The following is an 11,611-nucleotide window of genomic DNA, read 5'->3' on the forward strand; positions in this document are numbered from 1 at the left end:
CCAGTGAAAAGTTTCTTTTTTGGTCAAAAGATCTGATCACCGAACCCGCTTTTAGTTCCTTTCTTTTTTTATTCTGCTTATCCCGAGCTCAGGTTAATTAATACGTACATGGTCAGCCATATTTCTTCTTCTTACCTCGCAGCGATGGGGGTGGGTAATCATGTTTTTGATCTTTTCATTACGATTTTCAACTTCATCAGCGTAGGTTGCAGTGTCGTCATCGCACAATATCTGGGTTCCGGAAAACGTGAAAAAGCCAGTCTGGCAATCCATATTTCCATCGCGTTCAATTTTGTGCTGGGTTTCAGCTGTGCTTTGATCACCATATTTTTCGGCTATAAGATTCTGTACATTATGAACTTGCCGGAAAACCTGATGGATGACGGGTTTGCTTATCTGCATGTTCTCGGTATCTGCCTCATTCCCGAAGCAATTTCGATTATTCTGGCCGCTTGCCTACGAGTTTATGGCAAATCAAAAGCCTCCATGTATGTCACGCTGGTCGCCAATTTACTTACCATCGCCGGTAATATGATTGTGCTGTATGGGTTCTTCGGCTTGCCTCAATATGGGCTGGAAGGGGTCGCGTGGTCTACCGTATTTGGCCGTACTGTTGCGATTATTTTACTTTTCGGATTACTGTTCGGCGGGTTGAAAATCAAATTCGAGTTTATGCAGCTCATCCGGTGGTCTAAAAGTATGCTGGGAAAAATTCTGCATATCGGCTTGCCAGCCGCCGGTGAAAATTTAGTGTGGATCCTGCAATATATGACGGCTCAGGCGTTTATCGGCCTGATGGGTGAAACGTCTCTGGCCGCACAGACATTGTATTTCCAATTGTCGCTGTTCATCATGCTGTTTGGTATCTCTACCAGCATCGGCAATGAGATTATGGTCGGGCATCTTGTTGGGGCTAAACGCTTTGAAGATGCTTATATCCGCGGGTTAAAAAGTCTGCGGATCGGCGTTATCGTCACGGTGGGGGTTGTTCTGGCATTCTGGATTTTCCGGGAACCACTCCTCAATCTCATGACGGAAGACAAAATGATTATCGAACTGCTGCTGCCGCTGTTCCTGCTTTCCGTCTTTTTGGAGCCGGGGCGTACTTTCAATATAGTGATGGTCAACGCCTTGCGCGCTTCCGGTGATGCACGCTTTCCACTTTATACCGCAATCATTTTCATGTGGGGTATTTCCATCCCCCTCGGTTATTTTTTAGGGATCACCATGGGAATGGGGATCTTGGGGATTTGGATCGGGTTCTTCTGTGATGAATGGGTACGCGGTTTAGTTAATGCCTGGCGCTGGAAATCTAAAAAATGGCAAACCAAACGGTTAGATGTCTGATTTAGGTAAGAACATAAAAAAATGCCGCAATTATCTCTGCGGCATTTTTATTTCAGTCAAAACTTATAATTTCTCTTTGCCATAAAACTCAGAGCGCGGCCCATACAGCAAGCGGCCATAGCCCCCCGCCCCCAGCAGGCGATTACTGGTAATGCCTGCAATATCATGGCCTCTGTCCATAACGGTATTCGCTATTTGCGAGATAGCCGCCGATATCAACATTCCCACCAGACCACCACCTGAATTATTGTTATTTTCATTGGTGGATGCTGTCGCGATACCACTCCACAACTGTTTCCCCGTGCGTAAATCCACCAGCTTGGCCGTGGCACTAACGCGGGTATCACTGCTGATGATTTGGTATTGCGTACCATACTGGGTGATATTCAGATAAAGAGCGGAGTCTGCACCAAAAATGTCATACAGTTTTTTATAGCTGAGATTATGGATATCCTGCGCTTCCGTCATGCCATTTTGACGAAATGTTTCGTCAACAACCGCAACGGGATAAACATAATAGCCTGATTCTGCCAACGGGTAAGTTACCTGAGACATAACACTGCCAGCGGCCTTTACTTCCACTGAATTATTGACAGCAGGCAAAACCAAAATAGATTTAGGTTTGCTTTCCCTCAGCGCTGAATAATCATAAGGCTTCTGTTGAACACAACCAGTCAAGACCAGCAAGAATAAGGCGCCGACTGCCCCAAATAAACGGTTCATCATTTAGCTCCCTTATTTTTGCTTAGCAGAAAATCCATGTAAGGCGCAGATTCAGGAAAAAGTTCTTTTTCTATTTCAAACTGCCGAAAGGCCTCTCCGGTATTGCCGGTTTTGCTATAAAGCAGACCCATTTGTGCGTGTAACCCGGGTGGAACAGGTTTGTCTTTCGACTTGGCTTGTTCGATCACTTTCTGCAATGACTGAAGCTGTTCCTGTGGCCCGGTTTTATCCTGCTGATAATATTGGTAAAGAGCGGGTTGATAATCACCCCATACATACAAATTCTTAGGTGCTTTTACACAACCTGTCAGTGCACAACCTGCCAATAAAATTACGCCTGACAGCATTCCTGTCTTTTTCATCAAAAACATGTAACTCACTTTCCTGTCTAATTAATTAGCTGGCTTCCATGCGCCATTTTCAATACCAGTGACCAAATCATTGATTGCTTCACGAATAGCCAAGTCCAATACTTTGCCATTTAAAGTAGAGTCGTAGCTGGAAGTACCGCCAAATCCGATGATTTCACGGCTGGACAGTTTATATTCCCCTGCTCCTGCGGCAGAAAAAACAACTTCGGAAGTTTCAACATTCACAACGTTCAGCATCACTTTTGCATAGGCAACCTGTGCTTTTCCGCGGCCTAAGATGCCCCATAACTGATGATCGCCCACTTCCTTACGGCCAAATTCGGTAACGGAACCCGTAATAATGTAGTTAGCACCCTTTAATTTTTGCGCTTTACCCTGCAATCCGGCTTCCTCTTTCAATTCAGCCATATTGGTGCGTTCCAATACGTTGAAGCGGCCAGTTTGTTGCAAGTGAGTCACAAGGATCGTTTTTGATTGATTTCCTAAGCGGTCAACACCATCGGAAAAAATGCCATTCTGGTAGCTGGAACGGTTTTCGAACTTACCCACTGCAATCGGGCTGCGGATTCCGGTATAGGTTGTGTTGTAAGAAGAGACTTTTTGTACTGGGAGTGTCGATGAGGACTCTGTTGCACATCCAGCCAACATAAGAGAAGCCAAGCAAAGCGAAGCTAATGTGAATTTACTTTTCATTATTATGCCTTCCTGAATAAATGTTCAAATATACCTGTCATATTTCAAGTTACCGGGCCGTCAACAATACGCCGATTTGAAAGGTAGTAAGGGTCTGCGGGCGGATACCGATAATATGAAGCGCACAAATCATAGATATTGCGGCCGGAAAAGTCTATTTAATTAAATCGAGAAGGTAGGACTCACTCTCAACATCTGAGCAGTTTAAAAGCCACAATCCCTTTGATTAAAAGGGATTTATTCTATCAATGCGAACGCTAAAAGCTCACTGTGGCTTTATCCTGATAAGTCATTTAATTAGCATCATGATATAAAATCAAACAAGCGGAAAAATCATTTATATCTTTCCGCCTAATGATAGATAATAAAATAAATTCCAATAAACAAACTGCTTATTACTTTAAAAATATAGTCAGTTCATTCAACTTAGAATATTTGGCTGTGTTATCCCCAATGCCCATTATTGAATTATAATTTAAATGACATCGCAGAAAATACCATGCCACCACTCCCCGCCCATCCCATACAAAGTTTATCTCTTTCCACTTGACCATTTTCTAAAGCGTGGGCAATGGCTAATGGAATGGAAGCCGTAATAATGTTCCCGGTTTTTTGACCTATATGATGAATTTTATCCTTTGCCTGAATTTCATTGCCAAATTTATTCCACATATTTGGCGCCCCGGTATGGATAAAAATCTTATGCAGATCACGGCTATCAATACCATGCTGCTTGAATACATTCGGCACTTCATATCCGGCGTGTTCATGCAAGGCCGCGCCATAAGAGTTGAATTGGTACTTTCCTCCCAATGGGGCAATAAGCTCGACATCACTTTCATTGCAGAACAATCTCCAATCCGGCAAGGAAATATTGCATAGGTCACTTAATTCAGGCCGGCTGATATAATCAAATCTAAAATTATCAATTGATTCATTATTCAATATTGTGACAGATGCAGCTTCACCAATTGTGCAACTCGGATATTTATAAGTTAATTCGGAGGCTGAATTCAGGGCAAAGTTTTTGGTGAACGGGCTGCCTTCCGACATGCCAAATTCCATATTAATAATCGCCGCATGCCGTATTTCCCCCGCCTTCATTTTACTATTGATGATATCCATTGCGGTTATCCAGCCATTGCAGGCATCAACAATATCGTAGTTACGGCAGTTCAATCCCAATGCCTTGGCAACAAAGGTACTGTTTGCAGGCTCTGTGAAGCCCCGGGTGACGTTAGGATAAATCAACAGATCAATTTCTGATTTACTGATATTTGCCTGTTCCAACGCCTGATTAAAGGCTTGTTCCATCAGATGCATCGGTTTTTCACCGTCACCCAGCCAATAACGACTTTCAATACCTGTTTTGTCCAAAAGTCGTTCAATTGTTTTTAAGGTTTTGGCTAAATCACCCTGAAAATTTTCTTTTGAATTTTTTTCGACTAATTCAATAATATCCTTATTAGTCACACATCTTGATGGCAGTACTCCAGAAATACCAATAATTTTCATGCAAACATCCTCGGAATAGCAACAGAATAAATTATTTTATTTAAAAGTAAAAATCATCCATGAATAAATTTAACTCTATAAATTCAATAGATTTAAATATTCAAAAAATAATAATTAAAACAAGGGGTGTGAAATTTTAAAAAAATACAATTCTTTCACCTCAGATTTATATATAGAGAAAACTTTCCCACGACGAATTTGTTTTAAACTGTAATATTTTTAACATAGTTTTATTTTCAGAAAAACATAATCAATGCTATTTTATATATTCATGTCATTATAAAACTTATTGGTTAATAATTATGTCCATCAATAGATGTTACTATGTGATTTTTTATTACTAATAAAATAGCATAACTTTAAAGTCGATATTTATTACATATGCATTAAAAAATCATATTTAAAAGAGCATTAAATAACGCATTAAAAACCACAACAACACAAGGTTTATTGGTGGCGCTGGTTTCTTTTTCCATTCAATATTTCAATTGTAACCGCTGATTAACCAGCTTTACTGATAAAAAAACTCTAGATTAATATGCTAAACTAAAGCATAATATTAACAATAAAAAGGATTTAATGCTAACAGGGTGTTTTGAACGAAGATCAGCGTGACAATGTACACAATTTCGCGCTCTAGTTGTTTCAATTGTTAATATCATACAGACTCATAATACCTTCGCATTAAGATGAAATTATATTGTTTATCAATACCATACAAATTTCCCTAATTCCTTTTTTACAAAAATTCCCTTTACCATTTTTCATTGGGAACAATAAGTAGTGATTTCTTCTTTATAAAGAAGTTGTTCTCTCAAAAACCCTACCAAGTGGAATTTTTAAGGAAATTTTTTCTCTTTGAAATCCTTTACTATTAGCTCGAGATAATTCACTTACTAAAAAAGTGGTTATTGAGTGTTTACGTGATGTGTTTCTCTCTGTACCTGTTTCGATACTTATTACAATGCTAAAGATGTAAGCGAGAGCTATTATGAAAACAGCAGTAAAAAACTATGATTTTATGCCCCCTTTATCTCGGGCAGCCAAACGCGCCAATATGACTGAAGCAGAATGGAAGCAAGCGATAAAATTTGACCGGACTGACATCGGTTGGGTCATTATGAGTATTGGCATGGCAATTGGAGCTGGAATTGTTTTCTTGCCAGTTCAGGTCGGATTGATGGGATTGTGGGTTTTTCTGCTGTCATCCATTATTGGCTATCCAGCTATGTATCTATTTCAACGGCTTTTCATCAATACCCTCGCAGAATCCGCAGAATGTAAAGATTATCCGAGTGTAATCAGTGGATACCTTGGCAAAAATTGGGGCATTTTATTGGGAGTGCTCTACTTTATTATGCTGGTGATCTGGATGTTCGTTTATTCCACCGCCATAACCAATGACAGTGCATCTTACTTGCAAACATTTGGTGTGACCGATGAATTGATGTCAGACAACCCGCTTTATGGCTTAGTGTTAATCTGCCTCTTAGTTGCCATCTCTTCCCGTGGTGAACAGTTATTATTCAGGCTATCCAGCCTGATGGTCATGACCAAACTGTTTGTTGTCGCAGCCTTGGGTTTATCCATGATTGGTATGTGGCACCTGTACAATATCGGCATATTGCCCCCTCTTGGTCTATTGATCAAAAAAGCCATCATTACATTGCCCTTTACACTCACTTCAATTTTATTTATCCAAACGCTGAGCCCAATGGTCATTTCTTACCGCAATCGTGAAAAAAATCGCGAAGTTGCCCGCCATAAGGCGCTGAGGGCCATGAATATTGCCTTTGCCGTTTTATTTGGAACCGTATTTTTCTATGCCATCTCTTTTACTCTGGCAATGGGGCATGATGAAGCTGTCAAAGCCTATGAGCAGAATATTTCAGCGCTGGCGATTGCCGCTCAATTCTTTCCGGGCGGTTGGGTGATTATTGTCAGTGTCATGCTCAATATTTTCGCGGTAATGACAGCTTTTTTTGGTGTTTATCTCGGATTCCGCGAAGCGAGTCAGGGCATTGCCATGAATATTCTCAGTCGCATCATGCCGACTGAAAAGATCAATGAGAACTGGGTACAAAAAGGCATCATGGTTTTCGCGATTTTACTGGCATGGAGCGCCATTATCCTGAATGCACCAGTGTTGAGTTTCACTTCCATCTGTAGCCCAATATTCGGCATCGTTGGCTGCCTGATCCCGGCTTATCTGGTCTATAAAGTTCCCAGTTTGCATCACTACAAAGGAGCATCACTCATTCTGATTATTTTTACCGGGCTCCTCTTATGTATTTCTCCTTTTCTGGCTTTTTCCTGACCCAGAATGCGTTCGCATATACGAAAGCGATATCCAGAAAATAATTACTATACCTGATGAATTTCAAGGAGCAGCCAATGGAGCTGCTGCTTGAAAGACAAAAGGCATATCAGTTTTGTCACTAAGGTTTGTTTGTATGAGTCAAAAACAACACACACGGCTGTGGAATGAATTTATCCGGGCAGTCAAAAAAGAAGTTAAACCCGCAACAGGATGTACCGAGCCTATTTCTTTGGCTCTGGCAGCCGCCAAAGCAGCGTCTTATCTATCTGGCTCCGCCCAGCGCATCAGCGCACGTGTTTCACCGAATTTAATGAAAAATGGCATGGGCGTTACGGTGCCAGGTACAGGAATGGTTGGGTTGCCCATTGCCGCCGCACTGGGAGCATTGGGCGGCGATCCCGATGCGGGTTTGGAAGTGTTGCAACATGCAACGCCTGCTGATATTGCTCAAAGTAAAAAGCTATTACAGCAAGGTGCCGTTACCGTCACCATTCAGCAGCCTTGTGAGCAAGTCCTGTATTCTGAAGCCACAGTTTATTATCAGGATGAATCTGCGACAGTAATTATCGCCGGCAGCCACACGCAGATTGTGAAAATTGTCCATAACAGCCATGTGATTTTCGATAAATCATCACAAGCTAGCCATGCGGAATCCCATGTTTCAGACAACAATGCTTCTGACGGCAATGTTCCTGACGAATTTACCGAAGAAGTCGAGTATTGCCTTAAGCAAGCCACCGCTTTGCAGGTTTATGAGTTTGCCACACAAGCACCTTATGAAGATATCCACTTTATCCTGGAATCAGCCCGCCTGAACGATGCCCTGTCTCAGGCAGGCTTAACGACCCAGTATGGATTACACATCGGCATGACATTACAACGCCAGCGCGATAGAGGGTTGCTGGCACGGGATTTACTTTCTGACATTATGATCCGCACTTCTGCGGCTTCGGATGCCCGCATGGGGGGGGCGGTTTTACCCGCCATGAGCAATTCAGGCTCCGGCAACCAAGGGATTGCGGCAACGATGCCTGTCGTTGTTGTGGCTGAACATTTGGGATGCAGTAAAGAGCAGTTGGCGCGGGCACTTATGCTGTCGCACCTGATGGCGATTTATATTCACAATAAATTACCTACACTCTCTGCCCTCTGCGCGGCGACGACCGCCTCAATGGGAGCCGCAGCAGGCATTGCATGGTTGATCGAAGCAGATTATCGCCCTGTTGCGATGGCAATTTGCAGCATGATCGGTGATATCAGCGGAATGATTTGTGATGGTGCTTCCAATAGTTGCGCAATGAAAGTTTCTACCAGTGCCAGTGCTGCCTACAAAGCCGTATTAATGGCATTGGACAACAGTTGTGTCCGTGGCAGTGATGGCATTGTCTCCGATGATGTGGATCAATCCATCGCCAATCTCTGTTCTCTGGCGCGTCATGCAATGCAACAAACAGATATACAAATCATCGAAATTATGGCGCACAAGGCAAGTTTCGCTTAAATAATTCACACAGGTCAAAAAACTTTCTTTTTGCTGTTTTTCTGGCCTGTGTAAATGCATATTCAATAATGCTGAATTCTATAAATCATCATCTAAATGGTGAAATAATATTTAATTTTTAACAGGAATGATTTATTGAAATAATATGAAAATTCATGTCATGAATAATTATATTTTTTAAATATTAACAATAATAATATACAATTGAAATAATAACCAATGGTACAAATAAGATGTAATATCAACAGTCACCTTATCTAAAAATTCCTCCTCTGAACATTTTAAACTTCGCCTTTGTTTACGTCTTCAACACAAATAAATCAGAATAAAAAATCAATATTAAAATTTTAACAAAATATTATACCAAACGACTCGCAAAAGAGATTATTTTAAAAGCAAAATAAAGACATTACCTAAACGATTTAGATAAATCATTTACTTTTTTAGGTAAATGCAGTAAAAATATGAAATCACCACACCCAAAAGGAACTTTGTAAGAATAAAAATCTAAAAATAAAACCAAGTTAAAAAATTAGTTGTAAAGTTCAGCTGAAAGATTTTTTTGAGTGGAATTCTATTTGTGATTGTCCCATTCTGTACAACAGAACCACACAGCACGTATTTATACGATTTCAATTAGTATTTTCATTAAAAATAATGACGAATAGAAGCAGCGAATTTTTTATTTGCGGTATTCCAATTAAATTAATCTGGTATTTTATCAATCATGTTCAAAAAACACTGGTGGTTTATTGTATTCAATTGGTTTAAATACCATGCGATTTACAATTACTCTATCTGATGTCATAGGAATGATAATGTCATGAAGCAACGTAAATTTTTAACCCGATACGAAATAGATGCAATTTTGGCAGAAACAAAACAAGGACGTCATGCTGAAAGGGATTACTGCATGCTATTGATGTGTTTTATTCACGGATTTAGGGTAAGTGAGCTGTGTAACCTACGTTTATCAGATCTTGATTTAAACTCAGCAATTATTCATATCAGGCGGTTGAAAGGAGGACTTTCTACCACGCACCCTTTGATTCCAGAAGAAATTGAAGCGTTACACAGATGGCTGGTTATTCGTCAGAAATGGCGGGAAGCCGACTCACCCTGGGTGTTCCTTTCCCAAAAATCGGGGGCAGTTTCACGGCAGCAAGTTTATGGATTATTGAAGCGTTATGGCAAACAGGCATCAGTCAGTGTTTCCCCGCATCCTCATATGCTAAGGCATGCCTGTGGCTACGCATTGGCAGATCTCGGCCGTGATACACGCTTGATTCAGGATTATCTTGGGCATCGCAACATTTCACATACTGTTATTTATACCGCCAGTAATGTGAAACGTTTCTCCAGAATTTGGGAGACACACTCTAAATAAACGTTTTATTTTTTCTTAATTTTTATCACTAACATGATTTGTTATTGTAACAATCTCCACTAACCCGTTTGTGGAGATTGCCTGTAAATGTAAAAGATAAAATGAATACAGCAAACAAATTACCCTATCCCAAATTAAGTCATTATTTTTACGCATATGATAAATTCGGTTTATGTATAAGTTTCATTTATTCTGTATTCCAATTGTTAAAATATTAATTTTATTTTTACATAAAATTAAACCTAATCGCGAGAATATATAATTCTCTTTTTACACATGAGCAGCGAATTGATACAGATTATTTCACTGCTCAATAAAAAATAAGAACTGAGCGGTTACAACTCCGTACTCTATATATGCTCTACGTTCTCTCTAAGCATTCATTCCACAGCCAATCATTTTACGGGCAGTCATTTGACAGACAATGCCGCAAATTTGTCGCGAATTTTCTGTTCCGGTAAATCCATGCCAATGAAAACCAGCACACTTTCCCGAGTTTCATCAGGTTCCCACTCTCTGTCCCAATCAGCGCTATAAAGGCGTTGCACTCCCTGAAACAGTAGGCGGCGTGATTCATTCTCAATAGCCAGTATTCCTTTGTAACGCAGTAAATTGTCCGCAAAACTCAGTAACAATTCTTCCATTAAATCTGAAACAGCGGCCAGTTCCACCGGATGAGATAGATTAACCACTATCGACCGAATGGTATTTTGTTGTTTAGGCGCGAACCGGAATACAGGTGCCGAAATGGTCAGATTATCATTCAGCATGAAGCCTTCGATATTGAATAATATGCTTAAATCCGCATCCCCTTGGATGACTTTATAAATAGGTGCCTTCACATTGATTCGTTGCAGACGTTCCAGCAAAGCTTCATGATTTGACGCAATATCGGTTTTCGTCAGAAGCACCCTGTCTGCATATCCAACCTGTGCCTGTGCAATGGGAAAGCGATCTAATTGTTGAGTTGCATGGACAGCATCCACCAGCGTAATAATGCCATCCAATAAAAAGCGCTGGCACAGGATTTCATGGGAGAAAAAAGTCTGCGTGATTGGGCCGGGATCTGCCATCCCCGTACATTCGATTATCAAGCGGTCAAAATAGATTTGGCCTTTATCCATACTGTCCAGCAGATCGAGCAAAGCATCTTCCAGCTCATTTGAACGGCTACAGCAGATACATCCATTGCTTAATGTCTTAATCTGAGTCGCACGCTCACCGATTAATTCGTTATCAATGGGAACTTCACCAAACTCATTTTCAATGACTGCAATTTTATAACCGTGCTCAGCATTGAGAATATGACGCAGCAGCGTCGTTTTACCTGATCCCAAAAAACCGGTCAGGATGGTAACTGATATTGGTTGCATTTTTAGTTTTCCGCTTGCTAATCGCTTTTTGCCTATTCATGTCATGACTTCTTCAGGGTGTTACTTTTTTACTGCGTTAACATTGTGTTTCCCTAACAACAACGCATGCCGCCTTTTCCATCACCGCCATAGCGCGCATTTTGGCGTTCACGAAAAAACTCTTCATAAGTCATATAAGGCTGATCAGGATGATTCTCTTTCATGTGTTGTACATAGGTATCGTAATCAGGAACACCAACCAGCATACGGGCAGCCTGTCCCAAATATTTACCTGCGCGGCCAAGATTGCCAAACATAGCTGTTCTCCAAGCGAATTTTTTGCAAAGACATTATCTGCAAAAACACTATCTGAAAAAACCAGTTCTCAAAAAATACCCCACA

8 protein-coding genes and 2 pseudogenes are annotated in these 11,611 nt (G+C 40.8%); 4 read left to right on the forward strand and 6 right to left on the reverse strand.

The genetic code is table 11. The features are described from left to right. Nucleotides 1-90: 90 nt before the first annotated feature. Nucleotides 91-1,347, forward strand: a pseudogene (locus BM100_RS18440) (MATE family efflux transporter); the annotation flags it as partial. Nucleotides 1,348-1,410: 63 nt separating this feature from the next. Here BM100_RS18440 and BM100_RS18445 read toward each other — a convergent pair. The 4 genes from BM100_RS18445 to BM100_RS18460 form a co-directional block, all read right to left on the reverse strand. After that, complete coding sequence (locus BM100_RS18445) at nucleotides 1,411-2,070, reverse strand: DUF799 domain-containing protein (protein ID WP_092513709.1); 660 nt, start codon at nucleotides 2,068-2,070, stop codon at nucleotides 1,411-1,413. Continuing rightward, on the reverse strand, nucleotides 2,070-2,441 hold the full coding sequence (locus tag BM100_RS18450) for a DUF4810 domain-containing protein (RefSeq protein WP_092513649.1): 372 nt from the start codon (nucleotides 2,439-2,441) through the stop codon (nucleotides 2,070-2,072). Before BM100_RS18450 ends, BM100_RS18445 begins: the two co-directional genes overlap by 1 nt. Nucleotides 2,442-2,462: 21 nt before the next feature. Beyond that, nucleotides 2,463-3,134: a CsgG/HfaB family protein gene (locus tag BM100_RS18455; RefSeq protein ID WP_092513651.1), complete on the reverse strand. Its 672-nt coding sequence runs from the start codon at nucleotides 3,132-3,134 to the stop codon at nucleotides 2,463-2,465. 468 nt (nucleotides 3,135-3,602) lie between these two features. Further along, on the reverse strand, nucleotides 3,603-4,649 hold the full coding sequence (locus BM100_RS18460) for a 3-oxoacyl-[acyl-carrier-protein] synthase III C-terminal domain-containing protein (protein ID WP_092513653.1): 1,047 nt from the start codon (nucleotides 4,647-4,649) through the stop codon (nucleotides 3,603-3,605). A 991-nt stretch (nucleotides 4,650-5,640) separates the two neighbouring features. Here BM100_RS18460 and BM100_RS18465 point away from each other — a divergent pair. The 3 genes and pseudogenes from BM100_RS18465 to BM100_RS18475 all read left to right on the forward strand — a co-directional run. After that, entirely contained in the window at nucleotides 5,641-6,966 is a 1,326-nt protein-coding gene (locus BM100_RS18465) for an SLC5/6 family protein (protein ID WP_092513655.1), read from the forward strand. 136 nt (nucleotides 6,967-7,102) lie between these two features. Next, nucleotides 7,103-8,470: an L-cysteine desulfidase family protein gene (locus BM100_RS18470; protein ID WP_092513656.1), complete on the forward strand. Its 1,368-nt coding sequence runs from the start codon at nucleotides 7,103-7,105 to the stop codon at nucleotides 8,468-8,470. A gap of 820 nt (nucleotides 8,471-9,290) precedes the next feature. Continuing rightward, a pseudogene (locus BM100_RS18475) lies at nucleotides 9,291-9,857 on the forward strand (tyrosine-type DNA invertase); the annotation flags it as partial. Between the two features lie 410 nt (nucleotides 9,858-10,267). Here BM100_RS18475 and yjiA read toward each other — a convergent pair. Together yjiA and BM100_RS18485 are read right to left on the reverse strand one after the other, a co-directional pair. Next, on the reverse strand, nucleotides 10,268-11,230 hold the full coding sequence (yjiA, locus tag BM100_RS18480) for a GTPase (protein WP_092513660.1): 963 nt from the start codon (nucleotides 11,228-11,230) through the stop codon (nucleotides 10,268-10,270). A 92-nt stretch (nucleotides 11,231-11,322) separates the two neighbouring features. Then, nucleotides 11,323-11,526, reverse strand: coding sequence for a YbdD/YjiX family protein (locus BM100_RS18485; RefSeq protein WP_092513662.1), 204 nt, complete (start codon nucleotides 11,524-11,526; stop codon nucleotides 11,323-11,325). Between the last annotated feature and the right edge of the window lie 85 nt (nucleotides 11,527-11,611).

Source organism: Xenorhabdus mauleonii (assembly GCF_900113945.1).
Lineage (GTDB): Bacteria > Pseudomonadota > Gammaproteobacteria > Enterobacterales > Enterobacteriaceae > Xenorhabdus > Xenorhabdus mauleonii.

Coding starts and splice junctions, on each gene's coding strand:
- BM100_RS18445 (WP_092513709.1), bottom strand. CDS start 2,070: ATGAACCGTTTATTTGGGGCAGTCGGCGCCTTATTCTTGCTGGTCTTG.
- BM100_RS18460 (WP_092513653.1), bottom strand. CDS start 4,649: ATGAAAATTATTGGTATTTCTGGAGTACTGCCATCAAGATGTGTGACT.
- BM100_RS18470 (WP_092513656.1), top strand. CDS start 7,103: ATGAGTCAAAAACAACACACACGGCTGTGGAATGAATTTATCCGGGCA.
- yjiA (WP_092513660.1), bottom strand. CDS start 11,230: ATGCAACCAATATCAGTTACCATCCTGACCGGTTTTTTGGGATCAGGT.
- BM100_RS18455 (WP_092513651.1), bottom strand. CDS start 3,134: ATGAAAAGTAAATTCACATTAGCTTCGCTTTGCTTGGCTTCTCTTATG.
- BM100_RS18465 (WP_092513655.1), top strand. CDS start 5,641: ATGAAAACAGCAGTAAAAAACTATGATTTTATGCCCCCTTTATCTCGG.
- BM100_RS18485 (WP_092513662.1), bottom strand. CDS start 11,526: ATGTTTGGCAATCTTGGCCGCGCAGGTAAATATTTGGGACAGGCTGCC.
- BM100_RS18450 (WP_092513649.1), bottom strand. CDS start 2,441: ATGTTTTTGATGAAAAAGACAGGAATGCTGTCAGGCGTAATTTTATTG.